Below are 20,782 nucleotides of genomic sequence, written 5' to 3'. Positions count from 1 at the left end.
GAAATTAAGGCTCGAAAATGAATATAGATGATTTGAACTGGAAAATACTGAAAAGGCTTCAGGCAAATGCACGTGAAACCTTTGCGGATATTGGTAGGCAAGTAGGGCTTACGGCACCTGCTGTGGCGGAGCGTATAAAGAAGATGGAGGACCTGGGAATTATAGAAGGATACATAACTAAAGTCTCGCACGCGAAAACAGGTCATCATCTTAAAGCCATCATAACCTTACGAGCTTTTATGGGGAAATTAAAACCTTTTTTGGAGACCGTAAAAACGTATAAGGAGGTGGTGAACTGTTATCGGATTACCGGAAATGAGAATATTGTTATGGAAGTAGTTTTAAGGGATCAGTTCCATTTAGAGCGGTTTATAGATAAACTTATTCAGTATGGGGAGACACGCACGCATATTATACTTTCTAATGTGGTATCTAGTGCTCCCATAGGTAAGGATACCTTTTAAAAACAGAAGCGGATTAACAATTCCATAACCGGTATATTATAAAAGAAGTGCTAAAAACCAATGAAGAGTTTCTTATATTTAGCATTCCGGTTTTCTGGAGTTACGCTATAGAAAATGAAAATATTAACTTTTTTATTCCTGCTATTGTCCTCTTGTGGGCTTTGGGGGCAAATCAATGTTGATGATACCAGTTATTCGGTAGAGGAGTTGGTGAAAGATGTCCTAATCAATAGTAATTGTGCGGAAACAGCTAATTATACTTCAAAAACGGGCTTAGAAGAAGGTGTGAACGGCATAGGTTATTTTAGTGCCAATGGTTCTGATTTTCCTTATGAAGAAGGAATAGTTCTCAGTACTGGACGAGCTAGGTTAGCCGAGGGTCCTAATAATGATATTCATGATGGAGGGAGTGAAAATTGGGCGGGAGATGCCGATTTAAAATCGATAACCGGGTCGGATGTTCTTTTTAATGCCTCGTACATACAATTTGATTTTGTTCCGCATACCAACCACATCAGTTTTAATTTCTTATTTGCATCAGAAGAATATCAGGAAAACTTTCAATGTACGTTTGGGGATGTTTTTGCCTTTATATTGACGGATGCGCAAGGTATTTCTACAAATTTGGCGGTAATTCCCAATAATAAGTTGCCTGTTAGTGTAACCACTATCAGACCTGGAGTAGATGGAGAATGCGGTGCTAAAAATGTTTCTTATTTTGATAAGATAAACGGAGTTAGTTCGGCCATATCTTTTCATGGGCAGACCACTAGTTTAACCGCAGAATCACCTGTAGTGCCCAACAGTTCATACACCATTAAGTTGGTCATTGCGGATAATAGGGATTCAAAAGTAGATTCGGCTGTATTTTTAGAAGCGGGTAGTTTTTCTTTGGGGTATGATTTAGGTGAGGATAGGACTGTTGCCAGCGGAAACCCAGCTTGTATTAACGAGACTATAGCTTTGGATGCAACCGTAGAAGGTGTTACGGATTACAGGTGGTTTAAGAATAATATTGAAATTACGGATTGGTCAGGGGTTTCACAAGTAGCTGTTACGGAAAGCGGTGGTTATCGTGTAGAGCTTGTTTTTTCCGAATCGTGTGTGGCTACCGGAACATTGGAAGCTGAATTTATTCCCGCTCCGGTAATTGATGCTGAGCCGGATTCATTGTTTTTCTGTGATGTTGATGCCACTGGAAGTGAGGTTATAGATTTATCGGTCAATAGTCGGTCTATTCTAGGGGAACAGGACGTAAACATATATCAGGTTACGTATTATACTTCATTAGAGGACGCTGAAGCTTACGAAAATGCTATTGAAGATGCAGAGAATTATGAGCTGGTAAATTCAAAGAAAACCATTTTTGCGAGAATATCCTCTGGAGATAGTTGTTATGAGATTGCCTTGTTTGATGTGAATTTATTAGGACTTGATTTTCAATCGGAATTGCAAGAGGAGTACATTCTTTGTCTGGGGGTCAATGGAGAAACACTGGAACCTTTGCCTGTTTTAAATACAGGACTTTCTTCCACGGCTTATAACTTTGCCTGGTACAGGGAAAATGTTTCTGAGGAAAATTTGATAGCAGGTGCAACGGATGCTTTTTATATGGCAAGCGAAGAAGGTGCTTATGTGGTAAGTCTTCAGAATGTGGAGTTGGGGTGTGAATTTCCTTTGTATACCCAAGTGGTTGCTTCGCCACAAGCCGAAGTTTTTGAAGTTGTATTTGTCTCGGACCCCTTCACGGATAATAATATTGTAGAAATTTCTGCTGAAGGGCAGGGGAGTTACCTTTATAGTGTTGATGATTCTAATTTTTCTTCGGAACATAGGTTCGAAAATTTAAGTCCGGGAGAGCACGTGGCATATATTACGGATATTCATAATTGTAGTGTGCTTTCCAAGGAATTTATGGTAGTGGATTATCCTAAGTTTTTTACGCCTAATGGAGATGGAGTAAATGATGTGTGGGCCATTGTGGGCTTTCCTCAGATTGAGGACCCGGCCGTTAGTATTTATAACCAATATGGAGCGCTGCTCCATCAATTAAATGGAAGTTTTGCGTGGGACGGAACGTTTAATGGAAAAAATGCACCCTCCAGTGATTATTGGTTTAAAGTAGAATACACCAAAGACGGAATCAGAAAAGAATTTAAGAGTCATTTTGCTTTAAAAAGATAGTGGTATTTCTGCATGTTGAGATAGCGGTGTTTGCTTTTTGGACGTTGTTTAGCCTAGTTTTAAATATAAAATGTATAAAATCATAAATTTTCTGTAGGAGTACGCTCTCTAATTATTAATTTTAATTCATGAACTTGGATAAAATAAATGAGTACGCCCAGATTGCCATAGATAAGGCGGTTTTCTATATACCTAGAATTTTCTTAGCTGGTCTCATTTTGTGGATTGGCTTTAAGCTTGCCAAGAAAATAGTTGAACTTGTTAGAAAAGCCTTGGAGAAAACCGGGTTTTCGGAAACATTACGTCCGTTTTTATCTTCTATAGTAGGGGTATTGCTTAAAGGAACGGTTCTTTTTGTGATCGCTACGGTTCTGGGGGCGGATCTTACCGGACTTTTTGCGATATTGGCTGCAGCTGCTTTTGCCGTTGGTATGGCCTTGCAGGGTAGCTTGGGTAATTTTGCTTCGGGTATTTTAATATTGACGCTAAAACCTTTTAAGGTCAGTGATTGGATTCAGGTAGATGATAAGTTCGGTAGAGTAGTAGAAATTGGCATTTTTAGTACAGATGTCCTTACACCCGGTAATAAAATATTGATTATTCCTAATTCAATGATAACAGAATCCGTGGTGACCAACTATTCAGAAAAAGGAATGATCAGGTTGGAATTAGAGGTAACCATGCCTTATGAAGAAAGCTTTCCAAAAGTAAAACAGGTTTTAAGAGATGCCTTAAAAGAAGTTGAAAAAATACTGCCGGAACCTACTCCTGAAATCGGGATTTTAGATTTTGATTCACATAACGTACAGTTGATAGTACGGCCATTTGTATTACCGGATGATTTTTGGGAAGTAACCTTTAATGCCAACAAATCTATCAAAAAGGCCTTTAGTGCCCATGATATTAAGGTGGCATACTCAGAAGGGGTGGAAATAGGAAAAATAGGGGAGTAGGAATATCTTTCTCTATTCCAATGATGCCTACAGCTAGCAAAAATCTTTTATCACCTTTCTTTTGGCTAGATTTTTGATGATTCAATTTTTATGAAAAAAATATTATTGTTACTGGCCTTTAGTGCTGCGTTTATGGGTTCTGCTCAAAACATCACCTTAAAAAAAGGTGTAGTAATTGATTCCCTTGTGGTAAACGATACAATTGCTGAAACCTTCTCGCTATACCTCCCTAAAAAATTTGATGTTTCAAAAGCATGGCCTGTGGTATTCGTTTTTGATATGAACGGTAAGGGTAGGCAGGCATTGGCAATGTATAGTGCTGCCGCGGAGGAACAGGGCTATATCCTTGCGGCTTCAAACAATATTAGTGACACCTTGTCTATTGCTAAAAATATTGTCATTACAAGTAGAATGTTGAATACCGTAACCACTATGCTCCCTATTAGAAAAAATGGTATTTACACTAGTGGATTTTCTGCGGGCGGAAGGTTTTCTACATTGATTCCCACTTTTATAAAGGGTGTAGAGGGGGTGATAGCTTGTGGTGCCGCAGTGGCGAATTTTGAGGTTCTTACCAGTAGGAATCCGTTTCATTATATAGGTGTGGTAGGGGATGAGGATTTTAGTTATTCTGAAATGAGGACGGTGGAAAAGGTACTGAGTAGAATGAAATTCCCTAATCAATTATTGGTATTTGACGGAGGGCATGAGTGGCCAAAAACTGAAAATCTTAGTAAAGCACTTAAGCTTTTGACTTTAGCAGCTATGGCAAAAGGGTATATGCCTCGTGACGAAGCCTATGTAAATGCGAGCTACAATGAGGATTTTGTTAAGGTAAACAGTTTGTATGCCGCAAACAAGCCGTTGTTGGCGGAAGATTGGTTGGGAGAAATGTTAGAGATATATCAGCCGTATATGTCTTTGGATTCAATAAAGGCGAGTAGAAAGTCGTTGAAAAAAAGTCGACTATATAGAACAAAGAATAGAACTCAAAATACCCTTGCTTTAAAAGAAGGTTTAATAAAAGATGAATTCAATTATTATCTGGAGGAAGATATAATTACGTATAACTACAACAATTTAGGATGGTGGAAATACCAGATGGAAGAGCTTCAGAAATACAGAAAAAGCCCAGAAATACTTCAGCAAAAAATGGGTAAACGTTTGGAAGGTTATCTCAAAGCTCTAGTTGATGATAATGTTGACTTGCTTAGTGGGGAAAGTCCTGTTGATGGCGAGGCCCTAAATTTTTTATGGATGCTGAAAACGATTATAGAGCCGGATAATTTTGATAGTTATCTTAAGATAATATCATACACGGCCAAAACGGATGATTACGGAACAGCCCTTTTTTACTTGGAAGAACTTTTGAAAAAGGGGTATACTAACCGCGGTGAGCTTTATGCATTGGAAAATACGGCTTTGTTACGAATTACTCCCGAGTTTAATGAGTTGGTAGAGAAATACCTAAAGGAAGCCAGGTATACCATCATTGAAGAATGAATAATCATTATTGATCTATAGTTAAGTGGGGAGTTTGTTCTAGGCTCCAGTCTATAACCAAGCCTCTGGCTAGGGAGTCCGCTACTTCTTTTCCATATAAATATTCGCAGAGGTAAAGGGAAGCTTCAAAACTTTTGGCACCTCCTGCTGAAGTTATATATTTTCCATCGTGAACAAATAGTACACTATCTGCTACTTGTAGTTTAGGGAACATTTTTTTGTAGGTGTCAATATCACTAGGGAATGTGGTGGATACTTTGTTATTAAGAACACCGGCTTTCGCCAAGACAAATGCGCCATCACAATGGCTGGTCATGAATAAAGCGGAACTATCTATTTTTCGGACAAAGTCTAGCATAGCAGTATCTTTTAAATCGGTATCTAAATGATGTTCTGCACTAGGTACGACTAAAATATCTATAGGAGGTAGGTCATCTTTGGTGTAATCAAAATCCGGTAATAGGCGTAGGCCTTCAAAAGTAGTAATGGGTTCTAAAGTGTTGGCAACCGTAAATGTATTCATGGCCTTAATGTTTTTTCGAAACTTGGTATGCTGAAAAATATCATATGGAGCTGTAAGTTCCGTATTGAAAGTTCCATTCATAATTAAAAAGGCTACATTGTAGCGGTCAGGTGAAATTTCAGGTAATGTTCTTTTTGAATTGTATGTGGATTTTGGTTGCTCTTTTGGTAGGTTGCACGAAAAGAAAAGGCTTAGGGCGAGTAGTATTAGGTAAAGTTTATTCATTTTTTATATTTAAGGTTGCAATGTACAATGGGTTGGTGAAGAGGAATCACTTTAAGTTGTATTTTTGTGATAAAAATTGACTATATGCGAGTTCTTATTTTGATTTTTTTCTTCACGTTTTTAAGTTGTAAAACTGATAAAAAATATCATGATCCGCCAGATGAAAAAGAGATAGTTGCCGAAACCAGCGCGTTACAAGCTATTTTAGATTATCAAAAGGAAAAAAATGAGGAGTTTAAAGATCCGGAAACTTCGCCGTTACCGGATAGATATCGTAAGGATTTTGAGTCATTGGACTTCTTTCCTCCGGACACCACGTATGTAGTTACGGCTAAGTTTGTTCGTACACCTGAAGCATTACCTTTTTTAATGCCAAGTACTACAGGTGATTCTTCAGAGGAAACGGTTTATGGTATTGCCCATTTTACGCTTAATGGTAAAAACAGAAAGCTAGAGGTATATCAAAATAAAGAATTGATGCAGCAAGAGAAATATAGGGATTATCTGTTTCTACCTTTTACAGATGATACCAACGGAAAACAGACCTATACAGGTGGTAGGTACATAGATTTAACCATACCTGACGGAGATACTATAGTTATTGACTTTAATACGGCGTACAACCCATATTGTGCTTATAATAAAAAGTTTTCGTGCCCTATTGTGCCTAGTGTAAATAATTTAGATACAGAGATACTTGCAGGGGTAAAAGCTTTTGAGCCTAATAAAAACTGAAAAACCCCAACGGATTAACGTTGGGGTCTTTACTTGAATTAGCTTAACTTAAATTATAAACACTTAACCATTATAATTCTTTTTTAGAAAGAGTAGACCGCAGCCAACACAAAAGAAGAAAGACCTCCCATTGGGTTTCCATCATTGTCAATGAATACTTCTTCTGAAGCGCTATCTAATCTTAATTCTGGCTTGATGATCAAGTCACCAATAGTAGCACTACCTGTTAGGGTTACAGCAAATACGCTTGCATCTCCGTCAGCATCAGTTCCACCAACTGCTCCAAAGAAATCAGTTTCAGCAAAATACTCACCTCTTAGACCTATAGAAAAAGTATCAGAAGTTGCCAACTGTGGGTAAACTGCAAGACCTGCAAAGCTACCAACACCATCCTCCTCGTCTCCGTCAAAATAAGCGGCGTTCAATCCTAGGAAGAAAGTATCAGAAAGGTCAAAGCCACCAGTGAAATCTACTTCGTAAGAACCGTTATCAATTAAAAGGTTCAAATATTGACCACTGTAGCCTAATTGAGCTCCCCAAGCGTACTGTCCTGTTGGGTTGAACTCTGTAAGGTCAGTTGGGTTCATTACCGCTAACATTAAGCTGAAATCATCAGATAGAGCAAAATCAGCTTTTAATCCCGTGTGTGAAAACGGACCGTAAGAGAACAAGTAAGAAGTACTATAGTTAAAGTTGGCAACTGGTGATATAACCTCGTAACCTAAGAAAGTATTGAAGTTACCAAAAGTTAAGGTTACGGCATCACTTACATTCCAGTAAGCATACAATTGGTTAACGATGTTTCCGGTAGAAGAATACATTGGAGAAGCAAAAATGGCATCCGTTCCTCTTGGGCCAAAAACTAAATCAGCTACAAAACCTACTTTTTCACCTTCGTAAGCACCAATAACATTGGCCATACCTAAAGCAAAACCTGGTAAGTTTGCAAATGAACTTCCTGGAGCTTGAGCATCTGCTCCGTTGGGAGCGTTTAAATTTGCTCTGTAATACGCATCGATTGAACCGCTAAATGAAAATTTAGAACTTTCTTCCTCATCTTCCTGTGCAACAACAACTGTTGCGGAGAAAAGTAATATGGCTAGGAAAAATAGATTTTTTACGTATTTTGTATTTGTAATCGCTTTCATTTTAATTTTGTTTAGTTATCCCTGTTTGGGATGGTTGAATTAAAACCTGTTAAGATTTTGAAAGTGTTATATAACGGAGCGTTCGGCAAAACGCTCCGTTTCTAATTAATATACTTAGTCGTTTATGAAATCTGGGTATGCATCCATACCGTGCTCATGAATATCAAGACCTTCGATCTCTTCTTCTTTGCTTACTCTAAGTCCCATTACCGCTTTTAGGGCTCCAAGGATAATGAAAGTACAAATCACACAGAAGGCACCTACGATCAGCACTCCGTATAGTTGAACCATAAATTGCTCACCACCGGCTTTTGAACCGAATATACCTACCGCTAAAGTTCCCCAGATACCACAAATCAAGTGAACTGTAACCGCACCAACAGGGTCATCTAATTTTAGTTTGTCAATTAACGCTACACCTAACACAATAATAAGACCGGCTAAGAAACCAATAACTATAGCTTCGTTAGGAGACATTAGGTCAGCTCCAGCTGTAATACCTACTAGACCACCAAGGATACCATTAAGGAACATGGTTAAATCTAAGTTCTTATATAATATGGTAGATAGGATAAAAGCTCCAAAACCACCAGCAGCAGCGGCTAAACTTGTAGTTACCAATACTAAAGAAGTTAATTCTGGGTCAGCTGATAGTACAGAACCACCGTTGAAACCGAACCATCCTAACCAAAGGATAAGAACACCTGCAGTTGCCAATGGAATGTTATGACCTGGTATTGCTTTAGGTTTACCGTTTTCATCAAACTTACCGATACGAGACCCTAATAAGAAGATAGCTACTAACGCTGCCCAACCTCCTACGGAGTGAACTAAAGTAGAACCTGCGAAATCATAAAAACCCCATGAGTCCAAGAAACCGCCACCCCATTTCCAAGCACCTACTATAGGATAAACAAGACCTACATAGATTACTGTGAATATCATGAAAGCACCAATTTTAATACGTTCTGCAACTGCACCGGATACGATAGTCGCTGCTGTTGCTGCGAACATTCCTTGGAACAAGAAGTCTGTCCACCATGTGTAACCACCATCTGCGTAGTCTGGTGTCATTCCTCCTTCTGGAGCTGCTATACCAAAACCGGCAAAACCGAATATTCCTGAAGACCCTTCTTCAAAGCCAGGGTACATCATGTTAAAGCCCCACGCATAGTAAAGTAAAAGACCACCTGTTATAATAAAGATGTTCTTAAATAATATGTTTATTGTATTTTTTTGTCTGGTAAGGCCAATTTCTAAAAAGGCGAAGCCTGTATGCATGAAGAATACCAAGGCGGTAGCCAACATCATCCAAACGTTATTTGCTGTAAATAATCCTGCGTCCATTTTATATAAAGTTTAGTTATTGGTTTTTTTTAGTTGATTCCAGCTTGTCCGCTTTCTTTCGTTCGTATTCTATATGCGTCCAGAATTTCTGAAACAAATATTTTTCCATCTCCTACATTACCGGTATATGCCGCTTCAAGAATGGTGTCAACGGTACGCTGTACAAATTCATCGGATACCACTATAGATAGGTATCTTCTTTGAATGTCACTTGTGCTGTAAGAGATTCCTCTATAGACGTGACCTTGTTTTTCGTTTCCAACCCCTGTTACATCCCAGTAACTAAAGAAGTTGACCTCAATTTGATGTAACGCCTTTTTTACGTCATCAAACTTCGATTTTCTAATGATTGCCTCGATTTGTTTCATAATAATTGTATTAATTAGAGAAACAAATGTATGTTAAAATAATTAACACCCTAAAAAATTTGGGGTGTATGTGGTAATTTTTATATTTATAGGAATTATACCCCCTATTTTTTTAGGGTATCTTAATTAAATTAATGGAAAATGTATTTTTCCCTGATTGGAAATCAGATAATCTGATGGAAAATTGAAAAAAACGGGCAAAAAATGCCATAAGGTTAGATTATTTTAAGTTGTGGACTTAAAATGTTGAAGTTTTGATAGATTGTGAAAAAGGTAAATGTAGACTTTATAGTAGTCTGGAAAGATAAAGCCCTAAGGCAACCGCTAGGATGCCAACCACTATACTCGCTATTAGATAGGTAAAGAAACCTATAAATTCTCCTGAAGTCAGAAGTGAGTGTTTTTCAAAAGCAAATGTAGAAAATGTAGTGAAGCCTCCGCAAAAACCTGTTGCGAATAAAAGCGTTTGGTTCTGGGACAGGTAATTCGTTTTAATTGAAAGGCCTAAAATAAATCCAATCAATAAACAGCCAATGACGTTGACTAAAAACGTGCCTAAAAAGAAATGTTGAAAATGATTGTTAAGGGATTTAGAAACTAGATAGCGAAGTATGCTACCTATGCCACCTCCAAAGAATACAAGTAACAATTGTTTCATCTGCGCAAATTACGTAAATAATTTGTCAGCGTGGTAGTGCTTTCTGCGGATACTTGTTAAACGGCCTTCTTGTATTTAGAAGAAATGTTATTTAACGAGAGAATCTTGGATGATGCATTTTTAGTAGCATTCTCTTCAGATTTTTTTCCTTCATTAGATATGCCGCTTAGGCTAAATACCATAAACAAGGCATTTGCACCGATCAAAATTAAAAGTATTGTGAAAAAAGTCATCATGATTTTACCCCTTTGGAATACATAACGCAAAATTACGCTTATTGTTATGTTATACGGGAAGAAATTAAATTTAGTCGTGTAAAATGACGTTTTTACAAAGACTTTAAAATTTATCTTAATTTTTAAGGAAATGCTTAATAAAAAGTAGGATAATTACGAAGACTATGAACAAAAGTCCTACCCATTTCACCCCTTTGTAGTTTTTTGCATGTAGTTTTTTGTCTTTTTTGTAGGATAAAAATATAATAACGATAAAACAAATAGCAAAAAGTGCGGCAAAAACGATTTGTCCGGTGGTGAACATATTCTTTATTTTTGTGCAAAATTACGCTATTATTGGCAGAAACTATTTCTAAATCAATACAACTATAAATGAAAAACAAAATAAGTGCCGTAGAACTCTTTCATAACTCATTTGGACTTGGGGTGTCCCAAACTATGCGAGCAGATTTAGGAGAAGCCAAGAATTTGCTTCGTTTTAATTTAATGGACGAAGAGAATAATGAATATTTAGAGGCTGCAAAAAATGATGACCTAGTGGAGGTAGCAGATGCCTTGGGCGATATGCTTTACATATTATGTGGAACTATACTTGAGCATGGTATGCAGCATAAGATAGAAGAAGTCTTTAATGAAATACAACGTAGTAATATGAGTAAGTTGGGTGCAGATGGTAAGCCTATTTATCGTGAGGACGGTAAGGTGTTGAAGGGGCCTAATTACTTTAAACCTAATATTTCGGAGATTTTAAAAGGATAGTTTAGAATATACTATATAAAAAACGGTCGCTAAATTTAGCGACCGTTTTTGTATCCTTTAATATGTATCCTACTAAAATGTAAATGCATTTTATAGGCCAACTCGCCATCCAAATGGGTCTTCGGAGCGGTTGTATTGGATGTCTGTAATATCCTTCTTTATTTGAGAAGCATAGCTGTTCTCTAGTTCTGGCAAATCATAATCTACACCTCTGTAACCAAAAGCGGAAATAGGTGAAACAACTGCGGCGGTACCTGCTCCGAACATTTCTTTAAGGCTTCCGTTTTTGGCGGCTTCAACAACTTCGGTAACGGTAATTTTTCGAACTTCGGTCGCAATGCCTTTTTTCTCTGCAAGCTGTAAAATACTTTTTCGCGTTATACCATCTAATATACGGTCACTCGTAGGGCCCGTAATCAGGGTATCATTAATACGAATAAAAATATTCATGGCACCGGCTTCCTCAATGTATTCATGGTTGTGGTCATCTGTCCAAATAACTTGGTTGTAACCTTTTTCTACAGCTAACTGAGTAGGGTAGAATTGGCCGGCGTAATTACCACCTGTTTTTGCGTATCCCACACCACCGTTGGCCGAACGGGAATATTTTTCTTCAATGAGAACTTTTACCTTACCTGAAAAATATGCACCGGATGGTGCAAGGCAGATCATAAATTTATAGGCATTGGCAGGTGAGGCATGAAAACCGTTGCCCGATGCAAACATAAATGGTCTAATATACATAGAGCTCCCTTCGGTCTGAGGAATCCATTTATCTTCTACCTCTAACAAAGTCTTTAAACCTTCCATGAAAAATTCTTCTGGAATTTCTGGAATTGACATACGCTTTGCAGAGATGTTGAATCGTTTGTGATTTTCCAACGGTCTAAAAAGCCATACTTTTTCATCTGTGTCTTTATAAGCTTTCATTCCTTCAAAAATAGATTGCCCATAATGGAATATTTTAGCGGAAGGGTCAAGGCTAATGGGTTGGTAGGGAACTACTTTTGGAGTTTCCCAAGCGCCATTTTTATAGTCACAGACCAGCATATGATCGGTAAATACACTCCCAAAAGCGAGATTGTTGAAGTCTACTTGTTCAATCTTTGATTCTTTTACCTTTTCGATGCTGATTTTTTGCATGGTCGAGTTCATAACTTTTTGAATTAAAGGATTAAAATTAACGATTTATCCTTATCTGTTCTTCTTTTTTCGTTGAAAAATGACCAGTTTTGCAGTACTTATCTAATTTTTATCGGAAATGCGTCTATTTAACAATTTACTTGCGGTTTTTATGGTGGTTTTTATGGTGGTTTTTGCCTGTAGAGGGCAGGAAACCCAAAAGGTAACTTATGATGGTGTAGACTATCAAGTTATAGGTGGGGATATAGCGGCGGACAGTGCCATAACCGATGTTGAAATGACTCGTAAATTTAGTGATTTGGCGGTGCAAGATACACTTCGTACAAAGTTCAGGGCCGTGGTAACAGATGTTTGTAAAGTTAAGGGTTGTTGGATGAAGTTGCAGTTGGGCGATGGTCAGGAGGCTATGGTGCGTTTTAAGGATTATGGGTTTTTTATGCCAAGTGATATTACTGGAAAAGAAGTCATTGTAAACGGGTATGCTTTTGTAGAATTTATGAGTGTGGAAGATCAGAAGCACTATGCCAAAGATGGTGGCAAAACGGAATCTGAAATTGCTAAAATAACCGAGCCCAAGAAAACATACGGTTTTGAAGCGGACGGAGTTTTGATAGAAAATAAATAGTTTGGAGAGAAAGATTATTACCACCGGAGATGGTTCAAAGACTATTCAGATTTCTGATTGGGACGAGCAGTACCACTCAAAACATGGAGCGGTACAAGAAGCGTATCACGTATTCATTAAACATGGCCTTTCTCTTTTTTCTGGTAGAGATGTAAATATTCTGGAAATAGGTTTCGGTACCGGGCTCAATACGCTCATTACGTATATTGAGTCCAAAAAGAATTCCACCAAAGTTGGGTATAGGGGTGTGGAGGCTTATCCTGTTTCTAACGAAGAGCTAGAACAGCTAAATTATATTTCAGAATTAAAAGCTGAGGTGTTTACTAGTGATTTCCAAAAAATGCATAGCTCTCCGTGGGAAAGTGATATCCAGATTTCAGATGATTTCGTCTTGAGAAAAGAAAAGAAATTTTTTGCTGAGATTACGGATGAAAATAGTTTTGACCTTGTTTATTTTGATGCTTTTGGAGCGCGCGTTCAACCGGAATTATGGACGGAAGAAATCTTTTCTATAATGTATCGTGCTATGAAAAAAGATGGTGTTCTGGTAACTTACGCGGCAAAGGGAAGTGTAAGAAGAGCCATGTTAGCCGTTGGTTTTGAGGTGGAACGTTTACCAGGTCCTCCTGGAAAAAGAGAGATGTTGCGGGCTAGAAAGTAGTTTTTTGTTGTAAAGAAAAGTTAATAAAAAACGGATTATCGGCATTTCTTAACATATTGCAGCGTATTAGTGTTAAATCCGAATTAAATGATAGTCAGCTAGTTTGCAAATGCTCTATCTTTGGATTATGAGAATACTGATTACAGGGGCAACAGGTCTAGTAGGCAGTGCGATTGTAGAGCAATGTCATAAAAATGATATTGCTGTAAATTACCTTACTACGAGGAAAAGTAAAATTACTTCAGAGCCCAAATTTCAAGGTTATTATTGGAATCCGAATAAAGGCGAGATCGATTTAGAGTGCTTTAACGGAGTTTCTGCTATTATAAATTTGGCGGGAGCTACTATTTCTAAAAGGTGGACTTCTAGTTATAAAAAGAAAATTATTTCCAGTAGGGTTAATTCCTTGCGAACATTGCACACTGCTTTAAATAAAGTAGATTCTAAAGGGATTACTTCTTTTGTTTCGGCATCGGCCATAGGTAGATATCCAGATTCCCTAAGCAATTTTTATACCGAGGATGAAACTGAGGTGGACGATAGTTTTTTAGGGGAAGTGGTGAAAATCTGGGAGAATGAAACGGATAAATTCAAAAGTTTTGGGTTTAACGTCGCCAAGGTGCGAATAGGTTTGGTAATGTCGTGTAAAGGTGGTGCGCTTCCAGAAATGGCAAAACCGATTAAAAATTATGTTGGCGCGGCCTTTGGTAGTGGTCAACAATGGCAATCTTGGGTTCATATTTCAGATTTAGCACGCATTTTTGTGTTTATTGTGGCGCATAATTTAGAAGGAGTGTATAATGGAGTGGGGCCTAACCCTGTTACCAATACTAAGCTTGTAAAAGAAATAGCCAAGGTTCTTGATAGACCCGTTATACTGCCCAATATACCAAAAGTGGTAATGAAGATTATTTTGGGCAAAATGTCTTATTTGCTTTTTGCGAGCCAGCGTGTAAGTTGTAAAAAAATAGAAGAAGAAGGGTTTAATTTTGTGTATCCAAATGTTTGTGTGGCCTTAGAAGCTATTTATAAGAGTAAGGAGTGTATAGAGCCCTCTAGCTTGGGAGCATTGTCTAAGGAGTATCTTTCATAAATCAAAAACAATATTTAACGTAATCTATAGAACACCTGCAACTTACAGGTGTTTTTTGTGTGAATAAGGTTAGTAATCTATCGCATTGCTATTTGTGAATTGACCAAGGGTAAACTATAGCTTCTTTTTTTAATGACATTTTGACATTTTTAAAGAAATGGCAGTACTTTTGCCAAGCTAAACACGAGAATTCAAATTGTATCACAAATGAGCGATAAACAAAACACAGAAGAGTTTGATGAGGTATTGGACCAAGACCAAACCGAGACAACCTCTGAAAACAATATAGAGCAAGAAGAATTAAGCGTAGAAGAACAGCTAAGGGAAGACCTTGCTAAGGAAAAGGATAAATTTCTTAGGTTGTTTGCTGAGTTCGAAAACTTCAAAAGAAGAACTTCAAAAGAGCGTATGGAGTTGTTTAAAACGGCAGGACAAGAAATTATGGTTTCTATGTTGCCGGTTTTAGATGATTTTGAGCGTGCTTTAAAGGAAATGGCTAAATCAGAGGACAAAGAAATGTTCAAAGGTGTAGAGCTTATCCGTGTTAAATTTCGAGAAACCCTAAAGAATAAGGGATTGGAAGAAGTAGGTGCAGAAGCAGGTGATGTTTTTGATGCCGATATACACGAAGCTATTACACAAATACCGGCCCCTAGCAAAAAACTAAAGGGCAAAATTGTTGATGTAGTTGAAAAAGGATTTAAGCTTGGCGATAAGATCATTCGTCATCCAAAAGTGGTTGTAGGAAACTAAAAATCAAGAATGAAGGAAGATTATTATGAAATACTTGGCATTAGCAAGAGTGCCAGCGCAGCGGAGATAAAGAAAGCCTATAGAAAAAAGGCATTGGAGCATCATCCAGATAAAAATCCTGGCGATTCCAAGGCTGAAGAATTATTTAAAAAATCTGCGGAAGCGTATGAAGTTTTAAGTAATCCTGACAAAAAAGCACGTTATGATCAGTTTGGTCATGGCGCTTTTGACGGTTCTGGCGGTTTCGGCGGAGGCGGAATGAATATGGATGATATCTTCAGTCAGTTTGGAGACATTTTCGGCAGTGCCTTTGGCGGTGGCGGAGGTGGCGGCTTCAGTGGTTTTGGCGGAGGAGGTTTTGGCGGCGGAGGCCAGCGAAGAGTTAAGGGAAGTAATTTACGTATTCGCGTAAAACTGACTCTGGAAGAGGTTGCTAATGGCGTTGAGAAAAAAATAAAGGTCAGGAGAAAAATTCAAGCTCCCGGTGTAACATATACAACATGTGCCACTTGTGGAGGTAGAGGACAGGTAACTAAGATTACCAATACGATTCTAGGCCGTATGCAGACCGCAGCTACCTGTAGTACTTGTGGCGGTAGTGGACAGGTTTTAGATAAAAAACCTAGTGATGCAGATGCACAAGGACTGAAAGTTTCTGAAGAAACCGTAGCTATTAATATTCCTGCAGGGGTAGAAGATGGTATGCAGTTAAAAGTGCCTAATAAAGGAAATGATGCTCCCGGTAACGGAGTGCCAGGAGATTTATTGGTAGCTATTGAAACAATAGACCATGAAACCTTAAAACGTGAAGGTGATAATCTTCATTATGATTTATACATTAGCTTCTCCGAAGCTGTATTAGGTACCTCTAAAGAAATTGATGCCGTTGGTGGCAAAGTGCGTATTAAATTAGAATCTGGTATTCAGTCCGGTAAGATATTACGCTTAAGAGGAAAAGGTATCTCTAGCATTAACGGTTATGGTAGTGGAGATTTACTGGTTCACGTAAACGTTTGGACTCCAAAAGAGTTAAATAAAGAACAAAAAGAGTTTTTTGAGCGAATGCAGAACAATGAAAACTTTGAGCCAAAACCTGAGAAATCTGATAAGTCTTTCTTTGAAAAAGTAAAGGATATGTTCTCATAGTTCAAGTTCATTACATTTTAAATAAAAAACGTATATTTGATTTAATATTGGATTACCAATATTAATTTTCTTTTTCATAGCAATTTTTTTCCCATCCTTATTTGCTTAAGGGTGGGTTTTGTTTTTAAGGATATATTGGCAATGTCTTGTGAAGACAAAAAACTATCTTTGACAAAATTGCTTTCATGAATAACATTTTGGTCACTAAGGAGGTCACCAAACAATTTGGAGAATATACAGCTCTAGATAAAGTTTCACTAGAGATTCCTAAAAATAGTATTTACGGACTGCTTGGTCCAAACGGGGCAGGAAAGACTACACTTATTCGTATTATAAATCAAATTACATATCCAGATAAAGGAGAGGTCCTGTTTGATGGGGAACCTTTAAGAGCGGAGCATGTTGCCCAAATTGGGTATCTTCCGGAAGAGCGTGGTCTTTATAAGAGTATGAAGGTGGGGGAGCAGGCCCTTTATTTGGCACAATTAAAAGGGTTGTCCAAAACTGAAGCAAAAAAACGTTTAAAATTTTGGTTTGAGCGTTTAGAAATAGGCGACTGGTGGAATAAAAAAATTCAAGAACTCTCAAAGGGTATGGCGCAAAAAATACAGTTTATAGTAACTGTTTTGCATGAACCAAAACTTTTGATTTTTGACGAACCCTTCAGTGGGTTTGATCCCATTAATGCCAATATTATAAAAGATGAAATTCTCAAACTTAAAGAGAATGGAACTTCAATTATATTTTCTACCCATAGAATGGAATCTGTAGAAGAGCTATGTGAGTATATTGCATTAATTCATCGCTCTGAAAAAATATTGGACGGTAAGTTATCCGATATTAAGAAAGCATATAAAAATAATATTTTCAAAGTCGGCCTACAGACAGAGAATGCAGATGTGCTTTTAAAAGAGCTAACGGATAAATTCACCATAAATACGTCACTTTTTGATCCAGAGGATAATCAGTTGAACCTTACCCTTCAACTACCTACTAGCGATTCACGGGAGGTGTTGACTTATTTGGCGTCAAAAGCGAATGTTAATCAATTTGTAGAGACCGTTCCGTCTACTAGTGAAATTTTTATACAAACAGTACAAAGTAAAAGCGTAGATGAATAAATTATCGCTTATTATAAAAAGGGAATATTTGGCCAAGGTGCGAAATAAGTCGTTTGTTATAATGACATTTTTGAGTCCTATTCTTATGGTGGCTATGGTGGTGCTTGTAGCATATTTGGCCAAAGTGAACGATAATGAATCTAGGGTCATTGGTATACTGAATGAAAGTGATTATTTTTCAAATGACTTTGTACCTAGTGAATCCACATCATTTGTTGATTTTGTTGATGTTACTTTAGAGGAGGCAAAAGACTCTATTGCTAGTTTGGGTTTTGACGGTCTTTTACATATACCCAACGGTACTAGTTTAAAAGCCGTAACCGAGAATTCTTTCTTCTATACAAAAGATACTCCACCTACACAGGTAGTTGAGCGTTTGGAAAACACCATTCAAGAACGACTGCGCCAGGAGCGATTGCACCAAATGGGAATCACAGCTGCTGATTTTGCAAAGATGGACACTGATTTTGAGATGAAAACAGCTACCTTTTCCGGGGAGACCAATCTAAAGGGCATCAATGAAATAAAAGCATTTATTGGTGGAGGTTTTGGCTATTTGATCATGATGTTCATCATTATTTATGGTGGTTTTGTTATGCGTAGTGTCATAGAGGAAAAGACCAGTAGAATAATAGAGGTGATTATTTCCTCGGTCAAGCCATTTCAACTAATGTTGGGAAAAATTATTGGGACCTCATTGGCGGGAATCACCCAATTTGCTATTTGGATCGTTTCGGCAAGTATTCTTTTGTTGATATCGTTCGCTGTTTTTGATATTGACCCTTCTGCCATGAATAGAGGTGCTTCAATCACCCCGGCAATGGGACCTGGATTACCATCTGTAGATCAGACCATGCAGTTGTATGCACAAGAACTTTTTAAGATACCATGGGTAATGCTGATTACCTTTTTTCTCATTTACTTTGTATTGGGATATCTAATTTATAGCTCAATTTATGCGGCAATAGGTGCGGCGGTAGATAACGAAACAGATACTCAGCAATTTATATTTCCTATAATTTTGCCTCTGATGTTGGCTATTTATGTGGGTTTCTTTTCGGTTTTTAGCAATCCTCATGGTCCTATTGCGGTTGGTTTTTCGTTGTTTCCGTTAACCTCGCCAATTGTTATGCTTATGCGTTTGCCCGGTGGCATTGGTGAAGGTGGTGTGCCCATTTGGGAGTTGGCAACATCTATTATTCTATTAATCATTACTTTTATAGGTATCGTTTGGCTGGCAGCCAAAATTTATAGGGTAGGTATTCTTATGTATGGTAAGAAACCCACATATAAAGAATTGTTCAAATGGTTAAGATATTGAGCATGATACAGGATACACAAAGTAAAGTTGAGGAAATAATAGAAGAAGATATTTGGGGAGGAATTAAGGATTTTCTTAATCTGGGGCTTAAATATGGCGAAGGAGAGAATACCATAAATATTACCATTGGTCTCTTACTGCTACTCACGGTTGCTTTTTTATTGACCGGTGTAGTGCTAAACTGGTTTCGTAAGCTCATAACGAGACGCATGGCCAGTGAAGATCAGCTTAAATTCATTAGTGTCTTTAAGTTTATTAGATATGTGGTCTATATGGTCGTCATTCTTTTGACGATGAGTGCAGCGGGTATTGACATAACACTGCTTCTTACGGCTTCGGCTGCTCTTTTTGTCGGTTTAGGTTTAGCACTTCAGGAACTCTTTCAAGATGTTATCGGCGGTATCTTTATAATTGTGGATAAGTCGCTTCATGTTGGGGATATTATTGAAGTGGACGGTAAAGTAGGAAAGGTATTCGAAATTAAACTAAGGACCACCAGAGCCATTACCAGAGACGATAAAGTCATTATTATTCCTAATCATAAGTTTATTAGCGATATAATATTCAATTATACACAAAATCATAAAACTACTAGGGAACAGGTTAAAATCGGTATAGCCTATGGAAGCGATGTTAATTTAGCGACAAAGATTTTAGAAGATATTGCCGAACACCAAAATGGCGTATTGAAGAGCCCAAAACCATTTGTGATTTTTGAGGATTTTGGGGACTCGGCTTTATTATTTTCCCTTAATTTTTTCATCACAGATAGTTTTACCGACCCCAAAATTAAAAGCGAAATGCGTTATAAAATAGATGCGGAGTTTAGAAAGAACAATATTTCTATACCTTTTCCGCAAAGAGATATACATATTATTCAGCAAAAGCCGTTTCAACATAGTAATGCAAATGATAGTGAAGCGAAGCAGGGTGAATAGTAGAACATATAGTGCCCGTATTATCTTTTTTCTTTTGTGGTCCTTCATAGGTTTTAGTCAAACGCCAGATGTGGTTAGGTTAGAGTATATGATGATGCCTAGAAACAATTCTGATGCAGAGCTATCTAGAATAAAGCTATTGGTAAATGTTCCTATAAAAGTTAAGGATTCTAATAACTTGGTTATTGGAGCGGAATATAACCGTTTGGCCTATAATTTGGAAAAAGAGCTCCCATTTAGTAATGCAGGTCTCAAGCAGTTTCATGTGGTAGATTTTAATATGGCCTATGTATGGAAATTTAATCCTAAATGGCGCTTTATTGGTGTTGTAACACCTAGGTTGTCATCCACATTGGAAAGACCTTTGGAAAATGGTGATTTTTCGGTGAACTCAACAATCGGTTTTCTAAAAGAGAAAAAAAATGTAGAAAAGCCAAGTATAATGGTATTGGGGCTCGCTTATAATTCTACCGTGGCTCTTCGTATACCAATACCTATTTTCTATTATGAGCAACGCTTTCATAAAAGTTGGAGTTTTGTTGTGGGTATACCTAAAACAGGAATGAAATACCATCTAAAAGAGAGGCATCAGTTTCAGACCGAGTTTATCTTTGATGGCTATTATGTGAATTTGCAGAATAACATTGTACTGCCCAATACAATTAGTGCTTCGTCCGTATCATCGTCCGCAGCCCTGGTTACTTTAGGATATCAATTTAAACTAGCAAAGAGTACATTTGTTTATGCTTATGCCGGACACACGGTTTTTCAAGATGGAGTTTTGAGAGATGACGATAGAAATGATATTTTTACATTAAATGACAATCCTAGTTTCTATTTTAGAACTGGATTTAGAATAGGACTTTAAAAATTAAAAT

Annotated in this window: 22 protein-coding genes; 15 read left to right on the top strand and 7 right to left on the bottom strand. The window is 37.6% G+C overall.

The genetic code is table 11. The annotated features are described in order from the left end of the window. The first annotated feature begins 17 nt into the window (after positions 1-17). The 4 genes from P0077_RS03025 to P0077_RS03010 all read left to right on the top strand — a co-directional run bounded on the left by P0077_RS03025 (position 18) and on the right by P0077_RS03010 (position 5,104). Positions 18-464, top strand: coding sequence for an Lrp/AsnC family transcriptional regulator (locus P0077_RS03025; protein ID WP_194524425.1), 447 nt, complete (start codon positions 18-20; stop codon positions 462-464). Positions 465-578: 114 nt separating this feature from the next. Beyond that, on the top strand, positions 579-2,648 hold the full coding sequence (locus P0077_RS03020) for a T9SS type B sorting domain-containing protein (RefSeq protein ID WP_276167691.1): 2,070 nt from the start codon (positions 579-581) through the stop codon (positions 2,646-2,648). Positions 2,649-2,776: 128 nt separating this feature from the next. Then, positions 2,777-3,601 carry a mechanosensitive ion channel family protein gene (locus tag P0077_RS03015; RefSeq protein WP_276167690.1) on the top strand — a complete coding sequence of 275 codons (825 nt, stop codon included), beginning with the start codon at positions 2,777-2,779 and terminating at the stop codon, positions 3,599-3,601. A gap of 90 nt (positions 3,602-3,691) precedes the next feature. Then, positions 3,692-5,104: an alpha/beta hydrolase family protein gene (locus P0077_RS03010; protein WP_276167689.1), complete on the top strand. Its 1,413-nt coding sequence runs from the start codon at positions 3,692-3,694 to the stop codon at positions 5,102-5,104. 7 nt (positions 5,105-5,111) lie between these two features. On the opposite strand, the gene P0077_RS03005 is transcribed toward P0077_RS03010, so the two are convergent. Continuing rightward, the gene (locus tag P0077_RS03005) at positions 5,112-5,852 is read right to left on the bottom strand and encodes a DJ-1/PfpI family protein (RefSeq protein ID WP_276167688.1); all 741 of its coding nucleotides are present in this window, start codon (positions 5,850-5,852) and stop codon (positions 5,112-5,114) included. A gap of 84 nt (positions 5,853-5,936) precedes the next feature. Between P0077_RS03005 and P0077_RS03000 the strand changes: the two genes are divergently transcribed. Continuing rightward, complete coding sequence (locus tag P0077_RS03000; protein ID WP_276167687.1) at positions 5,937-6,587, top strand: DUF1684 domain-containing protein; 651 nt, start codon at positions 5,937-5,939, stop codon at positions 6,585-6,587. A gap of 83 nt (positions 6,588-6,670) precedes the next feature. Here the strand turns inward: P0077_RS03000 and P0077_RS02995 are convergent, their stop codons facing one another. The 5 genes from P0077_RS02995 to P0077_RS02975 form a co-directional block, all read right to left on the bottom strand. Then, entirely contained in the window at positions 6,671-7,735 is a 1,065-nt protein-coding gene (locus tag P0077_RS02995; protein ID WP_276167686.1) for a porin, read from the bottom strand. Between the two features lie 114 nt (positions 7,736-7,849). Further along, positions 7,850-9,082, bottom strand: a complete 1,233-nt coding sequence (locus P0077_RS02990; protein WP_276167685.1) for an ammonium transporter — start codon at positions 9,080-9,082, stop codon at positions 7,850-7,852. Between the two features lie 29 nt (positions 9,083-9,111). Continuing rightward, positions 9,112-9,450 carry a P-II family nitrogen regulator gene (locus P0077_RS02985; RefSeq protein ID WP_194524417.1) on the bottom strand — a complete coding sequence of 113 codons (339 nt, stop codon included), beginning with the start codon at positions 9,448-9,450 and terminating at the stop codon, positions 9,112-9,114. A 286-nt stretch (positions 9,451-9,736) separates the two neighbouring features. Then, on the bottom strand, positions 9,737-10,108 hold the full coding sequence (gene crcB, locus P0077_RS02980) for a fluoride efflux transporter CrcB (protein WP_276167684.1): 372 nt from the start codon (positions 10,106-10,108) through the stop codon (positions 9,737-9,739). Between the two features lie 56 nt (positions 10,109-10,164). Continuing rightward, positions 10,165-10,344, bottom strand: a complete 180-nt coding sequence (locus tag P0077_RS02975; protein ID WP_276167683.1) for a hypothetical protein — start codon at positions 10,342-10,344, stop codon at positions 10,165-10,167. Positions 10,345-10,716: 372 nt separating this feature from the next. On the opposite strand from P0077_RS02975, the gene P0077_RS02965 reads away from it, so the two are divergent. Then, positions 10,717-11,103, top strand: a complete 387-nt coding sequence (locus P0077_RS02965) for a nucleoside triphosphate pyrophosphohydrolase family protein (RefSeq protein ID WP_276167681.1) — start codon at positions 10,717-10,719, stop codon at positions 11,101-11,103. Between the two features lie 90 nt (positions 11,104-11,193). Here the strand turns inward: P0077_RS02965 and P0077_RS02960 are convergent, their stop codons facing one another. Continuing rightward, positions 11,194-12,258: a branched-chain amino acid aminotransferase gene (locus tag P0077_RS02960; RefSeq protein ID WP_276167680.1), complete on the bottom strand. Its 1,065-nt coding sequence runs from the start codon at positions 12,256-12,258 to the stop codon at positions 11,194-11,196. Between the two features lie 106 nt (positions 12,259-12,364). On the opposite strand from P0077_RS02960, the gene P0077_RS02955 reads away from it, so the two are divergent. The 9 genes from P0077_RS02955 (at position 12,365) to P0077_RS02915 (ending at position 20,772) form a co-directional block, all read left to right on the top strand. Continuing rightward, positions 12,365-12,871, top strand: coding sequence for a DUF4920 domain-containing protein (locus P0077_RS02955; RefSeq protein WP_276167679.1), 507 nt, complete (start codon positions 12,365-12,367; stop codon positions 12,869-12,871). A gap of 1 nt (position 12,872) precedes the next feature. Beyond that, positions 12,873-13,532, top strand: a complete 660-nt coding sequence (gene mnmC2, locus P0077_RS02950) for a tRNA (5-methylaminomethyl-2-thiouridine)(34)-methyltransferase MnmC2 (RefSeq protein ID WP_276167678.1) — start codon at positions 12,873-12,875, stop codon at positions 13,530-13,532. 127 nt (positions 13,533-13,659) lie between these two features. After that, positions 13,660-14,625, top strand: a complete 966-nt coding sequence (locus P0077_RS02945; RefSeq protein ID WP_276167677.1) for a TIGR01777 family oxidoreductase — start codon at positions 13,660-13,662, stop codon at positions 14,623-14,625. A gap of 207 nt (positions 14,626-14,832) precedes the next feature. Beyond that, positions 14,833-15,378: a nucleotide exchange factor GrpE gene (locus tag P0077_RS02940; RefSeq protein ID WP_276167676.1), complete on the top strand. Its 546-nt coding sequence runs from the start codon at positions 14,833-14,835 to the stop codon at positions 15,376-15,378. A 9-nt stretch (positions 15,379-15,387) separates the two neighbouring features. Further along, complete coding sequence (gene dnaJ / locus P0077_RS02935; protein WP_276167675.1) at positions 15,388-16,524, top strand: molecular chaperone DnaJ; 1,137 nt, start codon at positions 15,388-15,390, stop codon at positions 16,522-16,524. 185 nt (positions 16,525-16,709) lie between these two features. Further along, positions 16,710-17,645 carry an ABC transporter ATP-binding protein gene (locus tag P0077_RS02930; protein ID WP_276167674.1) on the top strand — a complete coding sequence of 312 codons (936 nt, stop codon included), beginning with the start codon at positions 16,710-16,712 and terminating at the stop codon, positions 17,643-17,645. Continuing rightward, a complete protein-coding gene (locus tag P0077_RS02925; RefSeq protein ID WP_276167673.1) occupies positions 17,638-18,966 on the top strand; it encodes an ABC transporter permease in 1,329 nt (442 codons plus the stop codon). Before P0077_RS02930 ends, P0077_RS02925 begins: the two co-directional genes overlap by 8 nt. A 2-nt stretch (positions 18,967-18,968) precedes the next feature. Beyond that, entirely contained in the window at positions 18,969-19,904 is a 936-nt protein-coding gene (locus P0077_RS02920) for a mechanosensitive ion channel family protein (RefSeq protein ID WP_276167672.1), read from the top strand. Continuing rightward, positions 19,876-20,772, top strand: a complete 897-nt coding sequence (locus tag P0077_RS02915) for a DUF6268 family outer membrane beta-barrel protein (protein WP_276167671.1) — start codon at positions 19,876-19,878, stop codon at positions 20,770-20,772. Before P0077_RS02920 ends, P0077_RS02915 begins: the two co-directional genes overlap by 29 nt. Positions 20,773-20,782: the final 10 nt, after the last annotated feature.

It is taken from the genome of Zobellia alginiliquefaciens (assembly GCF_029323795.1).
Taxonomy (GTDB): Bacteria; Bacteroidota; Bacteroidia; order Flavobacteriales; family Flavobacteriaceae; genus Zobellia; species Zobellia alginiliquefaciens.
This window is presented reverse-complemented; position numbering and strand designations above follow the sequence as displayed.